Annotated in this window: 20 protein-coding genes; 9 read left to right on the top strand and 11 right to left on the bottom strand. The window is 60.8% G+C overall.

From position 1 onward, the window contains the following. Positions 1–161: 161 nt before the first annotated feature. On the bottom strand, positions 162–977 hold the full coding sequence (locus tag ACSSVH_RS17235; protein ID WP_169952778.1) for an SDR family oxidoreductase: 816 nt from the start codon (positions 975–977) through the stop codon (positions 162–164). A 329-nt stretch (positions 978–1,306) separates the two neighbouring features. Here ACSSVH_RS17235 and ACSSVH_RS17240 point away from each other — a divergent pair, with 329 nt between their 5' ends. Continuing rightward, positions 1,307–1,459, top strand: a complete 153-nt coding sequence (locus ACSSVH_RS17240) for a DUF3309 family protein (protein ID WP_032863216.1) — start codon at positions 1,307–1,309, stop codon at positions 1,457–1,459. 69 nt (positions 1,460–1,528) lie between these two features. Here the strand turns inward: ACSSVH_RS17240 and ACSSVH_RS17245 are convergent, their stop codons facing one another. The 5 genes from ACSSVH_RS17245 to ACSSVH_RS17265 form a co-directional block, all read right to left on the bottom strand. Then, the gene (locus tag ACSSVH_RS17245) at positions 1,529–3,616 is read right to left on the bottom strand and encodes an LTA synthase family protein (RefSeq protein ID WP_169952780.1); all 2,088 of its coding nucleotides are present in this window, start codon (positions 3,614–3,616) and stop codon (positions 1,529–1,531) included. Between the two features lie 392 nt (positions 3,617–4,008). Beyond that, positions 4,009–4,200 carry a PLDc N-terminal domain-containing protein gene (locus ACSSVH_RS17250; protein WP_003172956.1) on the bottom strand — a complete coding sequence of 64 codons (192 nt, stop codon included), beginning with the start codon at positions 4,198–4,200 and terminating at the stop codon, positions 4,009–4,011. Positions 4,201–4,267: 67 nt separating this feature from the next. Continuing rightward, positions 4,268–4,798 (bottom strand): hypothetical protein, encoded by a 531-nt coding sequence (locus ACSSVH_RS17255; protein WP_169952782.1) that lies wholly within the window; start codon positions 4,796–4,798, stop codon positions 4,268–4,270. A 41-nt stretch (positions 4,799–4,839) separates the two neighbouring features. After that, positions 4,840–5,355, bottom strand: a complete 516-nt coding sequence (locus ACSSVH_RS17260) for an ankyrin repeat domain-containing protein (RefSeq protein WP_169952784.1) — start codon at positions 5,353–5,355, stop codon at positions 4,840–4,842. Positions 5,356–5,464: 109 nt separating this feature from the next. After that, positions 5,465–7,291: a long-chain-acyl-CoA synthetase gene (locus ACSSVH_RS17265; RefSeq protein ID WP_492633536.1), complete on the bottom strand. Its 1,827-nt coding sequence runs from the start codon at positions 7,289–7,291 to the stop codon at positions 5,465–5,467. A gap of 350 nt (positions 7,292–7,641) precedes the next feature. Here ACSSVH_RS17265 and ACSSVH_RS17270 point away from each other — a divergent pair, with 350 nt between their 5' ends. Beyond that, positions 7,642–7,920 carry a DUF3509 domain-containing protein gene (locus ACSSVH_RS17270; protein ID WP_038447301.1) on the top strand — a complete coding sequence of 93 codons (279 nt, stop codon included), beginning with the start codon at positions 7,642–7,644 and terminating at the stop codon, positions 7,918–7,920. A 53-nt stretch (positions 7,921–7,973) separates the two neighbouring features. Here ACSSVH_RS17270 and ACSSVH_RS17275 read toward each other — a convergent pair whose 3' ends face one another. The 4 genes from ACSSVH_RS17275 to aroC all read right to left on the bottom strand — a co-directional run bounded on the left by ACSSVH_RS17275 (position 7,974) and on the right by aroC (position 11,333). After that, positions 7,974–8,276, bottom strand: a complete 303-nt coding sequence (locus ACSSVH_RS17275; RefSeq protein ID WP_169952788.1) for a response regulator transcription factor — start codon at positions 8,274–8,276, stop codon at positions 7,974–7,976. A gap of 214 nt (positions 8,277–8,490) precedes the next feature. Beyond that, positions 8,491–9,036: a 1,2-dihydroxy-3-keto-5-methylthiopentene dioxygenase gene (locus ACSSVH_RS17280; protein WP_169952790.1), complete on the bottom strand. Its 546-nt coding sequence runs from the start codon at positions 9,034–9,036 to the stop codon at positions 8,491–8,493. 46 nt (positions 9,037–9,082) lie between these two features. Then, positions 9,083–10,231 (bottom strand): MFS transporter, encoded by a 1,149-nt coding sequence (locus ACSSVH_RS17285; RefSeq protein WP_169952792.1) that lies wholly within the window; start codon positions 10,229–10,231, stop codon positions 9,083–9,085. Positions 10,232–10,241: 10 nt separating this feature from the next. Continuing rightward, the gene (gene aroC, locus ACSSVH_RS17290; protein ID WP_492633537.1) at positions 10,242–11,333 is read right to left on the bottom strand and encodes a chorismate synthase; all 1,092 of its coding nucleotides are present in this window, start codon (positions 11,331–11,333) and stop codon (positions 10,242–10,244) included. Between the two features lie 142 nt (positions 11,334–11,475). On the opposite strand from aroC, the gene ACSSVH_RS17295 reads away from it, so the two are divergent. Further along, positions 11,476–12,438 (top strand): alpha/beta hydrolase, encoded by a 963-nt coding sequence (locus tag ACSSVH_RS17295; RefSeq protein WP_492633538.1) that lies wholly within the window; start codon positions 11,476–11,478, stop codon positions 12,436–12,438. Positions 12,439–12,538: 100 nt separating this feature from the next. Next, positions 12,539–13,348: a hypothetical protein gene (locus tag ACSSVH_RS17300; protein WP_492633539.1), complete on the top strand. Its 810-nt coding sequence runs from the start codon at positions 12,539–12,541 to the stop codon at positions 13,346–13,348. Between the two features lie 123 nt (positions 13,349–13,471). On the opposite strand, the gene prmB is transcribed toward ACSSVH_RS17300, so the two are convergent. Continuing rightward, positions 13,472–14,380 (bottom strand): 50S ribosomal protein L3 N(5)-glutamine methyltransferase, encoded by a 909-nt coding sequence (prmB, locus tag ACSSVH_RS17305; RefSeq protein WP_169952800.1) that lies wholly within the window; start codon positions 14,378–14,380, stop codon positions 13,472–13,474. Between the two features lie 239 nt (positions 14,381–14,619). Here prmB and ACSSVH_RS17310 point away from each other — a divergent pair, with 239 nt between their 5' ends. From ACSSVH_RS17310 to ACSSVH_RS17330, 5 genes are all read left to right on the top strand, one after another. Beyond that, positions 14,620–15,210, top strand: a complete 591-nt coding sequence (locus ACSSVH_RS17310; protein WP_172314028.1) for a cysteine hydrolase family protein — start codon at positions 14,620–14,622, stop codon at positions 15,208–15,210. 142 nt (positions 15,211–15,352) lie between these two features. Next, complete coding sequence (locus ACSSVH_RS17315; RefSeq protein ID WP_169952804.1) at positions 15,353–15,673, top strand: hypothetical protein; 321 nt, start codon at positions 15,353–15,355, stop codon at positions 15,671–15,673. A gap of 76 nt (positions 15,674–15,749) precedes the next feature. Beyond that, positions 15,750–16,307 (top strand): Smr/MutS family protein, encoded by a 558-nt coding sequence (locus ACSSVH_RS17320; RefSeq protein WP_169952807.1) that lies wholly within the window; start codon positions 15,750–15,752, stop codon positions 16,305–16,307. Between the two features lie 67 nt (positions 16,308–16,374). After that, positions 16,375–16,920 (top strand): GTP cyclohydrolase I FolE, encoded by a 546-nt coding sequence (gene folE / locus ACSSVH_RS17325; protein WP_057440723.1) that lies wholly within the window; start codon positions 16,375–16,377, stop codon positions 16,918–16,920. 102 nt (positions 16,921–17,022) lie between these two features. Continuing rightward, positions 17,023–17,394 carry a glutathione S-transferase N-terminal domain-containing protein gene (locus ACSSVH_RS17330; RefSeq protein ID WP_492633540.1) on the top strand — a complete coding sequence of 124 codons (372 nt, stop codon included), beginning with the start codon at positions 17,023–17,025 and terminating at the stop codon, positions 17,392–17,394. Positions 17,395–17,442: the final 48 nt, after the last annotated feature.

A 17,442-nucleotide genomic window follows, 5' to 3' on the forward strand; every position in this document is an offset into this window, starting at 1 on the left:
TGGAAAGTTACCGGACCGCGACCATGCGCCCTCCCCTACGAGCCATCAATAACCTGCTAGATAAACAGATCCACCCTACAAACCATAGCTGCCTTTACTGACAGACGAATATCAAACAGCCCAATAAGTCCGCAAAAACATAAACCCATTGTTTATATCTTTCAGCCTTTGGCCGACTGCGCCTTGGCGCGCATTTTTTCCGACATGTTGGTCATTTCGTCATACAGCAACTGCGGATTTTTCTGCTTCAGTGCCCAGGCCATCCGCCCCTGTTCGTGAGGCAGGATCATGAATTCACCGACGGCCACACGCTGGTAGATGTAATCGGCAATGTCTGCTGCAGTGATGGGCGAACTTTCCAGCAATTTGCCGACCTGGGCCTTCATCGCCGGGGTCGGGCCGCGGAATGAGTCCAGCAGGTTGGTCTGGAAGAACGACGGGCACACCACATGCACCCCGACTTCCTGCTGCTTGAGTTCCACCAGCAGGCTTTCCGAGAGCGCCACCACACCGGCCTTGGCCACGTTGTAGTTGCTCATGGCCGGGCCTTGCATCAGGGCCGCCATGGAGGCGATGTTGATGATCCGGCCCTTGCTCTTTTCCAGCAGCGGCAGGAAGGCCTTGCAGCCCTTGACCACGCCCATCAGGTTGATTGCGATCTGCCAATCCCAATCCTCCAGGGACAGCTCGCTGAAGAACCCACCGGAGGCGACCCCGGCGTTGTTGACGATCACATCAATGCCGCCCAGCTTGACCTCACAGGCCTGGGCAAAGGCCGTGAGCTGGCTGTAGTCACGCACGTCACAGCGCTGGATAAACCCGTCGCCACCGGCCTGGCGCACCAGCGCGAGGGTTTCCTGCAAGCCCGGCTCGCTCACATCCGACAAGGCCAGCTGCCAGCCTTCGCGGGCCCAGCGCAGAGCGATTTCGCGACCCAGGCCGGATCCGGCGCCGGTGATCATCATGCGATTTTGCATAGGAAGTAGCCTTGTGGTTCAGGGAGGAAGTAAGCGCCAGTGTAGCGAAGGTTATTCACCGGCCCATGCACCATCAAGTTGCTGAATGCCCGGGGCAAACCAAAAGCCCGGTCGGATGCCGGGGCCTGGGGTAAGTTCAATCTTTTTAAACTAAGTGCGACACAGCACAACAATTAAAAAGGAAATAAGCCAGCGGCCAAATCGCATTAAAAAAACAGGGAATTTTCTGCAAAGTGCAGGAGTCGGATCAGTTAAGGCAGCCGTTTTAGATGTTCGGCTCTGGTATTAACAATCAGGTCTTTTCAGAAGACGAATAAGGAAAACACACTATGAGCCTCATTCTTATCATTGTTCTGATCCTCCTGCTGGTCGGCGGTCTGCCGGTGTTCCCGCACTCGCGCAACTGGGGTTATGGGCCATCGGGTATTCTCGGCACGGTGCTGGTGGTGCTGTTGATTCTGTTGCTGCTGGGCAAGATATAACCCCCCAGCGTTAAAAAAAATGCAAAAAAAAGAGGCCTTGTAAAAGGCCTCTTTTTTATTGCCGGGCGATTAGTCCGGCTTGCCGTCCACTACGCCTGCGGTGTTATCCAGCAGGCTCTTGGTGGCGGTTTGCAGGAACGACTCAAGTTTCTGCTTGAGTTGCGCCTCATCCGCCGACTCAGGGATCACCTTGCCACTTGGGTTGGCGCCCAGTTCGTATTGCCACAGCTTGGGTGGCATTTCCTTGGGCAGTACCAACACGCGGTCAGCGGTGAGCAAGGCCACGGTCTGGTCGCTGCCCGAGGGCTTGATCACGCCAAAGCCCTTGTCGCCTTCCGGCAGGTTGAGCAGGTCACGGCCCCAGCACTGGTGGCGGGTTTCCCCGCCCAGGCGGCCCATGATGGTCGGCACGATATCGATCTGCGTGCCCACGGTGTGGTCACGCACACCGAACTTGTCCTGCACGCCCGGTGCGATCAGCAGCAGCGGCACGTTGAAGCGGCCCAGGTCCATTTCGGTGATCTGTTGCTCGTTACCAAAACCATGGTCGCCGACGATCACAAACAGGGTGTCCTTGAAGTACGGCTCCTTGCGGGCCTTCTCGAAGAACTGGCCCAGGGCCCAGTCGGAGTAGCGCATGGCCGTCAAATGCTCGTTGAGGCGGCCACGGTCAGTCACCGCCTCGACCGGCAACGGCGTCGGCAAGGCGTACGGCGTATGGTTGGACAGGGTTTGCAGCAGAGCGTAGAACGGCTTGCCGCCTTCACGTGCCTTCAACTCCTGCAGGCCACGATTGAACATGTCCTGGTCGGACACGCCCCAGGTCGGATCGGAGAACACCGGGTCGACGAAGTCATTGCGGCCAATGAAGTTGGTCATGCCCTGGTTGCTGAAGAAGCCCGACTGGTTGTCCCAGGCGAAGTCGCCGTTGTAGACATACACGTCGTCGAAATCACGGGCACTGAGCAATTGCGGCAGGCCCGACAGCTTGTGGCTGCCTTCGGGGGTCTGCATCAGGTATTCAAAGCCTGGCAGGTTCGGGAAGCAGGCCATGGTGGCGAACATGCCCTGGTGGGTATGGGTGCCATTGGAGAAGAAGCGGTCGAACAGCAGGCCTTCCTTGGTCAACTCGTCGAAGTACGGCGTGATCTTGCCGCCACTGCCCAGGGCGCCCACCGAGTGACCGGCGAAGCTTTCCATCAGGATTACCACGACGTTCTTGATCGGCAGGGTCTTCTCGGCCGGTGGCGTAAAGTCACGGCGCACGGCGGCAGTGTCGGTATCCACCAGTTTTTCGTCAGGCAGCACCAGCATGTCGCGCACGGTCTGGGTGGCCAGCGGCTGCTCCAGGGTGGCTTTCCAGACGTTCTCGCGGTGCTCGGAGAACCGCGCCTTGGCCGCCCCGATCAGCGACAACGTGCCGTTGAGGCCCAGGTGGTTGGCGAAGTTCGAGTCGGTGGTGTACACGTCACCCCAACGCAGCGGCGGGCCCTGGCGCAGGGTGCCGCGCGCGGCGACCACGGCAATCAGCAGGCACACCACGAACACCGCGATGCGGCTGTACCACGGCGCGACCTGGCGGGTGCCGACGGTGCCACCGCTGAACGGGCCACGGGGGCGCGTTGCGCGGTCGGCGCCCTTGAAGGCGATGCTCAGGATAAACGTACCCACGGCCCAGCCCAGCAGGTAGCGCACCACCGGGAAACCGTACCAGAGCATGCTCATCACGGTTTTCGGATCTTCCTTGACGTACTGGAAGACCAGCCCGTTGAGGCGCTGGTGGAACTCGCGGTAGAAGTCCATCTCCATCAGGCCAAGGAACAGCGCAATGCTGGAGACCACGGTCAGCCACAGCCGGAAGAACCCGCGGGCGGCCATGGCGCGCACGCTGAACAGGGCCAGGATCAGCGGGATGCTCAGGTACACCACCAGGCGCAAGTCCAGGCGCAGGCCATTGGCGAACGCTTCCAGGAAGGTCGCGGCCGGGGTGTCGAGCATCATGTCGCGGTTGTACACCAACAGTCCCAGGCGCAGCAGGGAAAGCATCACCATCATGACCAGGGCGCAGAGCAGCGTGTAGGCCAGGTGGGATTTGACGGTCGGTTGCAGCAGGCGATTAGCAGCTCGCTGCTGATTCAGGGCGTCCGGGTTTGCCATGTTGTTTGAGGACCCATTGGAAGTTTAAGTTGCGAAATAATGCAGCGGCGTCCTGCCCCGCCAATAAAGGCGCAGGGTCCAGGGTATTACGCGGTGGGCAGATGGTGCCCGATCAACATCGGCAACGCTATTGATTACTCATTGCGCAGGGCTCCTGGCGGCACAGACGGACCGTGGCAGGAAAATAAAGCGGGGGAATTGTCTTGGATGAAGTGTGAAAATTTTGTGCAGCGAATATCTCGAAACACAAATCTACAGAACACAGCGTAATTAAAGGTGGGAGCGGGCTTGCTCGCGATAGCGGTGTATCAGTACCAGATTGATTGGCTGACACACCGTTATCGCGAGCAAGCCCGCTCCCACATTATTTATCTGCTTGTGCGCGCTAAGGGTCAGATCCGCACATTGCCCCGTGGCCCGGCGATGGCCCAGATAATCAGGCCCAGTACCGGCAACAGCAGGATCAACAGGATCCACAACACTTTGGCCCCGGTGCTGGCGCCGCTTTTGAACACGTTGATGATCGCCCAGATATCCAGCGCCAGGATGATCAACCCGATCAGACCATTAAATGTGGAACCCATGGTGTCGCTCCTAAGTGAGGGTTTGCCTGTTTAGGATAGCCAGCCCTGGCCAGGGTTCCGTTTTATTTCAGACATGCACTGCGATGCGCAGGGCTTCCAGGGACGGTTCGCCCTTGATCCCGAGTTCGGCACACAACGCCAGCACCCGTGGCACGTCGTTGCCATACACCAACACCGCCTGGATTTCGTCATCGAGCAACTGGCTGAAATTCATCAGGGTATAGCCGCCGTTTTCCGGGTTCATGGCGTCGAGCTGGATCTGGATGCGATTGAGCGCCGTCAGCGCTTCGGTCTTGGCCAGTTGCTTGGGCTTGAGGTTGAACGCTACGTCGGGGCCGAAGGAGGCGACGATCTGGGCGAACAGGTCCTGGTAGGTATCGGCCTGGAACAGCACCGTCTCCGGCAGGCTGCCCACCACAATCCACTCGCCCAGGGGGATGGGGAAGCTGTCGTCGTAGTTGATATCGGGGTTGGCCGCTAGGAACCCATCGGCATCGGCGTAGGCCTGACTGGCCTCATCGGCGATCCGCACGATCTCGGCGTCGCCCAGGCAACCGGAACTGATTTTAGTGATGAGTTCGACGAGCGCGGTGTTCATGGGCGAATCCTGTGGCGAGGCTGATTTTGAGGGCGCAAAGCCTACACCAGTTTTTGCAACTGCGCCGTCGTATCCGCTGCTCCCATGGTCTGGGCCGCACCCAGCGCGGTCACACCCTGGGCATCCGTGGCCTTGGGGTTGGCCCCGACGCTGAGCAGGTACTCGACCATCTCGGTACGGTTGAACATCGCCGCCATCATCAGCGCCGTGCGGCCATCGGCAGAAGCGCCGTCAACCGGGCTGCCGCCTTCGATCAATGCCTTGACCACCGCCAAGTTGCCCTTGAATGCCGCGCCGGCAATCGGCAGTTGGTTCTTGTCGTTGGCGATCTGCGGGTCGGCCTTGAACTCCAGCAGCACCTTCACCGCCTCGGCGTGCCCGTGGTAGGCGGACAACATCAACAAGGTGTCGCCATTGTGGTTACGCAGATTGACCGGCAAGCCCTTGGCCAGCAGCGCGGCCAGCATGGCGGCATCGCCTCGACGGGCGACGTCGAAGACCTGCTCGGCAAATTCGGCGGCTTCTTCTTCGGTCATTTGTTTGGCTTGATCTGACATCTGCGGCTCCCTGGAGGGTGTGGCGTAAGGCCGTCAGTTTCCCGAGCAGCGCCACGCCTGTCACCCCTTTTCTATCGAAAGCTTCGATAGCCAGACTCTATCAAGTGCCTTAGTAGCGATACTTTCCACCCTGGATATCCGCCAGCACCTGGCCGGTTACCGGTACGTAGGCATCCGTACCCGGCAGCCAGGCATACAGTGGATCGTCGCCAACCCGGGCCGGGTCGAACGCTTCTTCCTTGAGCCGCACCTTCTGGTACTTGAAAGTGCCGGTGGTTTCCATCTTCACCTTGATCCGCAGGAACAGCGGCACCGCATAGGCTGGCATCTGGCTCTGGGCGAACTGCAGCAACGCCTGCATATCCAGGGTGGCCAGGGATTCGGACGGGGTAATCGCGGCCATACCGGCACGACCGTTGGTGTTGGCGATTTCCACCCCGTAGGCCACCGCCTCAGTGATCTGCGGGTGCTGCATAAAGATGTTCTCCACTTCGGTGGTGGAGACGTTCTCGCCCTTCCAGCGATAAGTGTCGCCCAGGCGGTCGACGAACTGCGCATGGCCAAAGCCGATACTGCGCAACAGATCGCCGGTGTTGAAATAGCGATCGCCCTTCTCGAACACATCACTCAACACCACCTTGCGGTTCTTTTCCGGGTCGGTGTAGCCATCGAACGGCGCTTTGTCGTCGATCCTGGCCAGCAGCAGGCCCTGGCCGCCCTTCTGCACTTCACGCATAAACCCATTGCTGCCACGGATCGGCTCGCAGGTGTCGTGGGCGTAGTCCACCAGCGCCCAGTGCATCAGGGAAAAGCCGATGGTGTTGTCGAAATTCAGCACGTTGGTGAAGCCGATATTGCCGTCGCTGGCCGCGTACAGCTCGCAGATATGATCGACGCCAAAGCGCTCCTTGAACGGCCCCCACACACCAGGACGCAAGCCGTTGCCGATCATCTTCACCACGCGGTTGTCGCGGTCGCGCTCGCTGGGCGGCTGGTCGATCAGGTAGCGGCACAACTCGCCGACGTAACCCAGGGTGGTTGCGTTGAATTTGCGCACATCGTCCCAGAACTGGCTGGCGCTGAACTTGCGCCGGATGGCAAACCCCGACGCGCCGGCAATCGCCGAGCCCCAGCACACACACAGCCCGGTGGCGTGGTACAGCGGCAGGGTGCAATAGACGACGTCTTCAGGCCCCATGTCCAGGGCAATGGTGCCGAAGCTGGCCGAGGACTTCATCCAGCGGCCATGCTTGAAGATGCCGGCCTTGGGCAAGCCCGTGGTGCCGGAGGTGTAGATATAGAAGCAAGGGTCGTTGAAGTAGATCTGTTGGCTGCTGGCCGGGTTATCCGTCGGGCAGTCCGCGCTGGCGGCCATCAGGTCGATATAGCCCTGGGGCACCGGCGCCGCCTGCTGATCGGCGACATACCAGGTACGCAGCGGATCAATCGCCACCTGCCCCCGCACCGCGTCGAAGGCCTCGACCAGTTCGGCGCCGACTACAATCGCCACGGGGTTGACCAGGGTCAGGCTATGCACCAGCACCGCCTGGGTTTGCGCGGTGTTGAGCATGGCGCAGATACCGCCGACCTTGGCCACCGCCAGTACAGTCAGCAACAGCTCAGGGCGGTTTTCGATAAATAGGGCGACCACATCGCCCTTGCCAATGCCTTGGGCCTGCAAGTGATGGGCGATGCGATTGGCGTGCTGGTTGGCCTGGCGGTAACTGAGCACCTGGTCGCCATATAACAGCGCGGCGCCCTCGGGGTTGCGCTGGGTAGCCTGCTCGAAGGTCCAGCCCAGCCCGCAGGGCTGGTCGGGGTCAGTGATGTTGGCGACGCGGATCCCGCGCACCAACCGTGGCAGGGCCCTGACAATGGTCGGCACCTTACGCAACATCATGCCGAGGGTGATCATCTCGCTGTTCGGATTGCTCATGCACAGAAGTCCTTTTTCTTATTGTTGGTAGGGTGCGCGGGCCTTCATGCGGCGTAGGACCGTTCCTGAATGCCTTGCAGGAAAATACGCCAGCCGTTCCTTGGCTGTACACGCAGGATTTGCAATGTTTTGTATCCCGCCCAGAGGTGAACGCCAGCACCGCTCGTCAGCGGCCAATAGCGCAAAATGCAGGATGCACGATGGCCATTCATGCATATTGCACGAATCTGAAAATTTCGAATTTTTATAAGATGCTGATTTATATGATGTTTTTATAAATAGCGATACTGGCACAATCACTGCACCTATCACTCCATGCCGCACAACACGAGCCAATGGAGCCGATAGACATGAGCCTGATCCAAGACAAATTCGCTTCTGTATTCTCCAACTACGACGTCACCACCCAGCCACGTCCCGACGGTGGCATCCTGCTGACCCTGCGCAACACCGAGGGCAAGCAGATCAAGCGCTCGATCTCGTACCAGCAACTGCACACCGCCGACCAACTGACCTGGGTCATTAGCGCAATCCGCCGTGACCTGGCAGAACAGGCCAGCGAGTTGCCACAGATTTCGATGCTGCAAAGCCAGCATCGCTTTGCCCTGCCGACCTACCACTCGGCCTGAGTACCAGCTTGTTTCCCAGGGCCGTGAAGCCGTTGCGCTTCACGGCCCTTTTTTTACCCGCATAAACCGCGCCGGATCGCTTCGCTTGCCGCCTGGACCCGGTTATTGACGTGCAACTTGCTGTAGATATTGCGCAAATGAAACTTCACCGTGGCCTGTGAGACACAGCGGATCCGGCTGATTTCCCACACTGTCTTGCCCTCCGTGGCCCAGCGCAGTATTTCCAACTCCTTGGCGGTCAACGGTTTATCCGGCAACGCCAGTTGCGCGCCGCCGGCCTGGCCGTCGCATGCCTGTACACAGGCTTCGTCTGCCGCAGGCTCCACGGATGGGGTTGGCTCCTCTGGGCTGCTCATACATACCTCTCCGTCTCTTATTGATTTGCACTGTCAATAATCGGATTCCTCCTATTGACAGACGAAATACACAGCGACGGGAGAGTTACATAAAGCCTGGGATTAACACATCGACCCACAGACAAATAGCTGGAACTTACAAACTATAGAGCCCATTCCCACAAACTTTTCCAACTTAGGTGTATTGAATAAGTTTTCGGAGAGTGAACTAACGTCAATCATCCAACCCAGGGAAATGTTGCGCGATGTCACTGCCGCTTACTTGCGCAACGGCCCCGGACGCCGTCTGGAACAGGCTGATCGCGACCACGCGCGGCTCTTCCCCCAAGTCGAACCAGCGCGGCATGCCGGCAGGGATGCGCAGCAGGTCGTGTTTTTCGCAGAGCACCGTGTACACGTAATCGTCGATGTGCAAGCCGAGCAACCCACGCCCGGCGGCAAACAGGCGGATTTCGTCGGCATCATGGCGATACTCGTCGCGCAAACCTGCAGCCACGGCATCCTTTTGCGGATGCTCGCGACTCACGCTCAACACCTGCACCTGCGCATAACCGTGTGCCGTCATGCAGGTGTCAATTTGCGCCTGGTACGCTGCGCTCACCTCGGCCGCACTGGCGCCGGCCTCGACACGGGTACTCGCCTGCCAGCGCTCGAAACCCACGCCCTGCTCGGCCAGGGTCGAGGCAATATCGTCAGCGTGGGTCAGGACCTTGTTCGGGGTGTCCGGGGTAGAAACGTGATAAACGCAAAGAATGCTCATAAAAAGGGTCCTCGGGCGGTAAGAGTCTGCAGATGATGGGCCGGGCTCACGGCCGCTCCTCGGGCAAGCGCTGCGCCATGATCAACGCAGCGGCCAGGGCTGCGAGGCTGGCGATACTGAAGGTCAGGGTCGGCCCCAACTGGTTCCAGCTATACCCGGAATACAAGGCGCCCAGCGCGCCGCCGGTACCGGCCAGCGCGGCGTAAAGGGCCTGGCCCTGGCCTTGTTGGCGCGCACCGAAGCTGCGCTGCACAAATTGGATGGCCGCTGCATGAAAGCTGCCAAAGGTTGCGGCATGCAGCAATTGGGCAAATAGCAGCACCCACAGGAACTCGGCGAACGCGCCCAGCAGCAACCAGCGCAACGCCGCCAACAGGAAACTGGCCACCAGCACCCGGCGCACCGAAAAGCGCGAGAGGATCCGGCTCATGGCCATGAACATCAGCACTTCCGCCACGACGCCCAGAGCCCACAACAGACCAATCACGCCACGGCTGTAACCGAGGCTTTCCAGGTGCAGGGTGAGGAAGGTGTAGTACGGGCCGTGGCTCATTTGCATCAAGGCGACACAAGCATAAAACGCCAGCACACCTGGGCTGCGCAGTTGCCGCAGGAAGCCGTCGCCGGCACCGCGCTCGCCCGTGGCAGCCGGCTGGGCATTGGGCACCCACCAGCTGGCACCGATGATACCGGCCATGATCAATACGATCGCCACCGGGTAGATATCCAGGCTCAGTGCCTCGAACAGCCGCCCCAGGGCGACGACGGCGAGGATGAACCCCACCGAACCCCACAGGCGGACCTGGCTGTAGCGCGAGGTCTGGCCTTGCAGGTGCGCCAGGGTGATGACCTCGAACTGCGGCAATACCGCGTGCCAGAAGAACGCATGCAGGGCCATCACCAGCGCCAGCCAGGCGTAGCTCTGGCTTACAAAGATCAGCGAAAAACTGAGCAGCGTACACACCGCGCCAAAACGCACGATGGCCAGGCGCCGACCGGTGTAGTCCCCCAGCCAGCCCCAGATATTGGGGGCCACGCAGCGCATCAGCATCGGGATTGCAACCAACTCGCCAATACGCGCGCTGGAGAACCCCAGATGATGGAAGTACAGCGCCAGGAACGGCGCCGTCGCCCCCAGCAGGGCGAAATAGAACAGATAGAAGCTGGAAAGTCGCCAGTACGGGAGTGCGGTCACGGTCAGACCGTCACAGCTGGCCCAGTACCGGGGTACTTACACGCACATCGGCATTCTGCCCACGGTGCCGCAGCAGGTGATCCATCAGCACAATGGCCATCATTGCCTCGGCAATCGGCGTGGCGCGGATGCCAACGCACGGGTCATGGCGGCCCTTGGTGATCACGTCCACCGGGTTGCCATGCACATCAATGGAGCGCCCCGGCGTGGTGATGCTCGACGTTGGCTTGAGCGCCAGGTGCGCCACAATCGGCTGGCCGGACGAGATGCCGCCAAGAATGCCGCCCGCATTGTTGCTGATAAAACCTTCTGGGGTCAGCTCATCGCGGTGCTCGGTGCCGCGCTGGGCCACGCAGGCGAAACCGGCGCCGATTTCCACACCCTTGACCGCGTTGATGCTCATCAGCGCGTGGGCCAGTTCGGCGTCCAGGCGGTCGAAAATCGGCTCGCCCAGGCCCGGCATCACCCCTTCGGCGACCACGGTGATCTTTGCACCCACCGAATCCTGGTCACGGCGCAGTTGGTCCATATAGGCCTCCAGCTCCGGCACCTTGTCCGGGTCGGGGCTGAAGAAGGCGTTGTCTTGCACGCTGTCCCAGCTCTTGAACGGGATTTCGATCGGGCCCAACTGGCTCATGTAGCCACGGATCACAATGCCCTGGGTTGCCAGGTACTTCTTGGCAATGGCCCCGGCCGCCACGCGCATTGCGGTTTCCCGCGCCGAACTGCGGCCACCGCCACGGTAGTCGCGCTCGCCGTATTTATGGTGGTAGGTGTAGTCGGCGTGGGCCGGGCGGAACAGATCCTTGATTGCCGAGTAGTCCTTGGACTTCTGGTCGGTGTTGCGGATCAGCAGGCCAATGGCGCAGCCAGTGGTGCGGCCTTCGAACACGCCGGAGAGGATTTCGACTTCGTCGGGCTCCTGGCGCTGGGTGGTGTGGCGGCTGGTGCCAGGCTTGCGGCGGTCGAGGTCGCGCTGCAGGTCGTCCAGGGACAGCTCAAGGCCGGGCGGGCAGCCGTCGACAATGGCGACCAACGCCGGGCCATGGCTTTCGCCCGCGGTGGTGACAGTGAACAGCTTGCCGTAGGTATTGCCGGACATGCAGAGCGCTCCGTGAAATCAGTTGAATCAACTCAACCGTGATAACTAAGCGCGCCAGTATACGCAGGCTCACCCAGTAGTTCATCCTCGAAACCTTCCCGGTAGACGTTGGTCCAACCGGCACCTTCCTCATGATGGCGCGATGATGCTGCGAGTTTTGCTGTTCACCCTCACCCTGTTCTGTACCGTCGCCCACGCCGCCAGCCCTGTGGTGCTGCAACGCCCCATCAGCCTGGACACCGGCAGCGGCGAGTTGTTTGGCTCGTTGTTGCTACCCCAGTCTGACAAACCGGTGCCCGTGGTGCTGATCATCGCCGGCTCCGGCCCCACCGACCGCAACGGCAACAGCGCCGAAGGTGCACGCAACGACAGCCTCAAGCGCCTAGCCTGGGTCCTGGCCCGGCATAACATTGCCAGCGTGCGTTACGACAAACGCGGCGTGGCCGCCAGCCTCAAGGCCACACCCGACGAGCGCAACCTGACCCTGGACGCCTATGTGGCCGACGCGGTGGCCTGGGGCCAATTGCTCAAGGCCGATCCACGTTTCGGCCCCCTGGTGGTACTGGGCCACAGTGAGGGCGCCTTGGTGGCTGCCCTCGCCGCCCCTGAACTCGAGCCTGCCGGGGTGATCTCCCTGTCCGGCAGTGCCCGCCCGGTAGACCAGGTGATTCGCCAGCAACTGGCAGATCACATGCCGCCGGCGCTGCTGCTACGCAGCAACCAAATCCTTGATCGACTCAAGGCCGGCCAGGTGGATGCCGATGTGCCAGGCCCGCTGCAAGGGATTTTCCGTCCCAGCGTGCAGCCATACCTGATCAGCCTGTTTCGTGCCGACCCCGCCGCGGCGTTCGCCCGCTTGACGATGCCGGCCCTGATCGTCCAGGGCACCACCGACCTGCAAGTGGGAGTGGCCGATGCCGAAAGGCTCAAGCAGGCCAAACCCGACGCAGAACTGGCGGTGATCCCCGGCATGAACCACGTGATGCGCATCGTACCCAGCGATGTGAAACAGCAATTGATCTCCTACAACGACCCGCAGTTGCCCCTCGCCGATGCGCTGGGCAGGCGCCTGGTTGGCTTTATCGACGGACTTCGCCCCCGATAAGCGACTATTGCCCCTCCAGTCCTGGAGAAAACGGCCGATAAGCACAGGGTCGACAGCAAAAAGCCTGTCGACTTGCTGGGCTTGGACAGGATCGCGCCGAATGACGAACACCGAAGCAGTACCACAACCTCCCGCCGAAACCACCGCCGACACCGAAGCGGCGGCTGCGGCTGCGGCTGCGCTGCCGTGGGCAGAGGTTGAGGCCGAACACTTCAAGATGCTGCGCCTGGCCCCCTTGGCCACCGACCGCGCCACCGGCGCCCGACCGTTGCGCTTTGTGCAATTTGGCTATGCCGAGCGCAACAACAAGGACCACAGCCTGCTGCGCATGGTCATCCAATTACCCGCCCAACGGGTGCGACGCGAACAGAATCACCTGGACGTGTGGGTCGACCACGCCACCCACCGCGTGCATTTTGGCCCGGGCAACAGCCTGGAAATCGAGCCGGCCAACCGAGGCCTGGGCCGCTTCCTGGTGGCCCAGGGTGCCGCATGGGCGAAAAAGAAGTGGTCGCACTATCGCGTCGACGGCGTGGACCTGGCGAACAAGGATGCATTGAACGAAGCCACCCGCCTGCGCCGCGACCACTTTTTGCGGATCCAGGGTTTTGATGTGGCCTATGCCGATGTCCAGCATCTGAAGGGGCATGTGCAGCCGGGCAAGGTCAGCGAAGTGCTGGACAGCTGGAACACCGAGAAGGTGCAGTTCGTGGAAATCCTCGAAGCCGCGCAGATGCTGCAACAGGCTGAGCAGAACCTGGCGGAGCAGGAAGTGAAGCTGCGCCACGAAGAAGAAAAGGTCATCAAGTTCAAGCGCGAGGACAGCGGCCTGCGTTTCACCATCACCTGCCTGGTGGCGTTCACCGTGTTCCAGGCGGGGCTGTTGATCTGGATTGCGACGCACCGCTGACAACACGCTTTAACTGATCAAACCAAATGTAGGAGCTGGCTTGCCTGCGATGCGGACGACTCGGTGTATCAGCGACACCGAGTTGATGCCATCGCTGGCAAGCCAGCTCCTACATGGACCGGGTTAGACCCTGGAGGCAAACACCGCCTGATGCTCCCGGCACTGCTGCGCCGTCAGCATGAACACGCCATGGCCACCGTTCTGGAATTCCAGCCAGGCAAAATCCACTTCCGGGTACAGCGCTTCAACGTGCACCTGGCTGTTGCCCACCTCGACAATCAGCAAACCCTTCTCGCTCAGATGGTCGGCCGCCTCGGCCAACATCCGGCGCACCAGGTTCAAGCCGTCGTCACCGCAGGCCAGGCCCAACTCGGGCTCGTGCTGGTATTCGTCGGGCATGTCGGCAAAGTCTTCGGCATCGACATACGGCGGGTTGGACACAATCAGGTCGAAACGCTGGCCGGGCAAACCGTCGAAGCCGTCACCCTGCACGGTGTACACGCGCTCGTCGACGCCATGGCGCTCGATGTTCTGGTTGGCCACTTCCAGCGCTTCGAAGGACAAGTCCCCCAGCACCACTTCGGCTTCCTGGAACTCGTAGGCACAGGCGATACCGATGCAACCGGAACCGGTGCACAAGTCGAGGATGCGCGCCGGTGGCTGGGCCAGCCAGGGTTCGAAACGGTTTTCGATCAACTCGCCAATCGGGGAGCGCGGGATCAGCACGCGCTCATCGACAATAAACGACATGCCGCAGAACCAGGCCTCTTTCAACAGGTAGGCGGTGGGCACGCGCTCGTGGATACGCCGATGCAGCAGGCGCTGTACGTGGGAAATCTCTTCTTCTTCGAGGTTACAGTCCAAATAGCTGTCGGCAATTTCCCAAGGCAGGTGCAGCGCACCCAACACCAATTGCCGGGCTTCGTCCCAGGCATTGTCGGTACCATGGCCAAAAAACAGGTCTTCCCCATGGAAACGGCTGACAGCCCAACGGATATGGTCGCGCAAGGTGCGCAGGCGGGAAGTGATCACGGGGGCAAGCTCCAGGAAAAAACGACTGGCAATTCTAACAGCCTTAAGCTGTACGGACGATGTATGAAAAACCTTTGCGACACGTCGGATTTAACCTGATTCAAGGTTTTTCTGTTACACCGCAGTCCCTCTTGACATGGCTGTAGGCCAACAACGGCGCACCTTACGTTAGTAGCGATTCACAGAACCGCTCAGCCAGAGGACAATGTCGCAAAAGCCCCACTCACAGGAGCCCCAGAATGTCCGTTCCAAAGACGATGTTTCAACTCAGCGGTCGCGGTTACGCACCGGCCAATTTGAGCCACGCGACCCTTGTGATCATCGATGCCCAGAAAGAATATTTGAGCGGCCCGCTCGCCCTGTCAGGCATGGACGCCGCCGTAGAAAATATCAAGCAACTGAGCGCTGCCGCACGCAGGGCCGGGCGGCCCATCGTGCATGTCCGCCACTTGGGCACCGTTGGTGGCCTGTTCGACCCCCAGGGCGAGCGCGGCGAGTTCATCCCCGGCCTGGAGCCGCAAGCTGACGAAACCATCATCGGCAAGCTGCTGCCCAGCGCTTTCCACGGCACGCTCCTGGAAAAAACCCTGCAGGACCTGGGCTCCCTGGACCTGATCGTCTGCGGCTTCATGAGCCACTCCAGCGTCAGCACCACCGTGCGCGCGGCGAAGAACCTGGGCTTTCGCTGCACCCTGGTCGAAGACGCCTGCGCCACCCGTGACCTGCCTTACAAAGGCGGCATCCTCAGCGCCGAACATGTCCAGCAGACCGAAATGGCCATCATGGCCGACAACTTCGCCACCCTCGCCCTGACCCAAGATCTGATCTGATCGCCCTGTCGATGAGCGGCGCGGCCACCGCAACGGCCCCGCTCATCCGCTAAAGCCTGTCATTTACCGCAATTGCCTCCCAGCCCGGAACAAGTTGTTTATCTTCCGGTCGAAGGGCCGATACCCTGGAGGAAAGGTCGGAATGAAGATATCCGATGGTTTTGACGCTCGTCGCTTGCGCCCCAAGGGCCCGAGCAACTGGCGTCTGCGCCTGGGCGTGGCATTTGCCGCGTTGCTCGCGTTGTTTGGCTTACTGCTTGCGTTGGCCGGTGGTGCCGGCCTGTTGGGCCACTCGCCCGCGCTGGGCGAACTGAATGCCAGCCCGGGCGGTGCCGCCGTGCTGCTGGGCAGCGGGCTGTTGATCCTGTGGCTGGGTGTCTGGTTGTGGCGCCGTTGCCGACGCCGTATGCGCCAGCCCCTGGCGCTGAACATTGCTTCGCACCTGATGAAAAAGCACGATTGAGGGAACACTGATAGCGTTTTGTCCCGCATCAACCGCCTCGATTTGGGTAAACTGCCCGCCCTTCGCGGAGGCTGACATGCAAGACGACGATTTTTCCCTGTTCAAGAACGAGCTGCGCGGCGTCAAGCCGATCAAGCACGACCGCGCCGACACCGGCAAACCCAAGGCCGACCGCGCGCAGATCGCCAAGCTGCGCCAGGCGGCCACGGTGCGCACTGACGCCACCACGGTGGACGGTCTGTCGGACCAGTTCGTGATTGACGTAGGCCCCGAAGACGATTTGATGTGGTCCCGCGATGGGGTCCAGGAAAGCCAGGTGCGCAAGCTCAAGGCCGGGCAGATCCCCTTCGAGGGCAGCCTCGACCTGCACGGCATGACCGTGGAAAAGGCCCGGGAAACCCTGTGGGCCTTCCTCGCCGAAGCCACCAAATTCGAAATCCGCTGCGTGCGCGTGACCCACGGCAAAGCCGTGCGCCTGGACGGCAAGCGCCCGATGATCAAGAGCCACGTCAATACCTGGTTGCGCCAGCATCCCCAGGTGCTCGGCTTCACCTCCTGCCAACCACGCCACGGCGGTGCCGGGGCGGTGTATGTGATGCTCAAGCGCACGATGCTCGAAGGACGTGACGAGTAACCCAAGCTTGCAGCGATCTGCCGGCCACCGTACCCTTGCACTTTGCGAAAATCCCACAGGTAGTTTCATGTCCCTGGAACAGAATTACACAGCGATCCTCGGCCAAATCGGCGAGGACGTTTCCCGCGAGGGCCTGCTCGACACGCCAAAACGTGCCGCCAAGGCCATGCAGTACCTTTGCCGCGGCTATGAGCAGACACTGGAAGAGGTCACCAACGGTGCCCTGTTCAGCTCCGACAACAGTGAAATGGTGCTGGTCAAGGACATCGAGTTGTACTCGCTGTGCGAACACCACCTGCTGCCGTTCATCGGCAAGGCCCATGTCGCCTATATCCCCAGCGGCAAGGTCCTGGGCCTGTCGAAGGTCGCGCGGATCGTCGATATGTATGCCCGTCGCCTGCAGATCCAGGAAAACCTCAGCCGCCAGATCGCCGAAGCGGTCCAGCAGGTGACCGGTGCCCTGGGCGTTGCGGTGGTGATCGAGGCCAAGCACATGTGCATGATGATGCGCGGTGTGGAGAAGCAGAATTCGTCGATGATCACCTCGGTGATGCTGGGTGAGTTCCGCGAAAACGCGGCGACCCGCAGCGAGTTCCTCAGCCTGATCAAGTAACAGGCTGCGTCAGAAAAAACCGGCATTCATCGCCGGTTTTTTTTCGCCTGTAGAAATCAGGTAAGCTGCGGCCCCTTCTGTCATGGGCAAGAGGTTTCAGCCATGTTCGTCAAAGCACTTCGAGTGGGCCTCGGCCACGTCATCATCGCGGGCGACTTCCTTACCCGCCCGCGGAAAAAACAGCGCCCCGCCGAGCAACAGGCGCAGGTCAATGAAGCGGCCAAGGGCCTGACCCTGTATCAATTCCATGCCTGCCCGTTCTGCGTGAAGACCCGCCGCACCCTGCACCGCCTCAATGTGCCGGTGGCGCTCAAGGATGCGAAGAACAACGAGCAAGACCGCCAGACGCTGCTTACCCAAGGCGGCAAGATCAAGGTGCCGTGCCTGCGTATCGAAGAAAACGGCCAGACCACCTGGATGTATGAATCCAAGGTGATCATCGATTACCTGGACAAGCGCTTCGCCGCGATCTGACAGGCAGGCATCACCCCTTGTGGGAGCTGGCTTGCCTGCGATGGCGGC

The sequence above is a fragment of the Pseudomonas sp. HC1(2025) genome, from assembly GCF_058742075.1.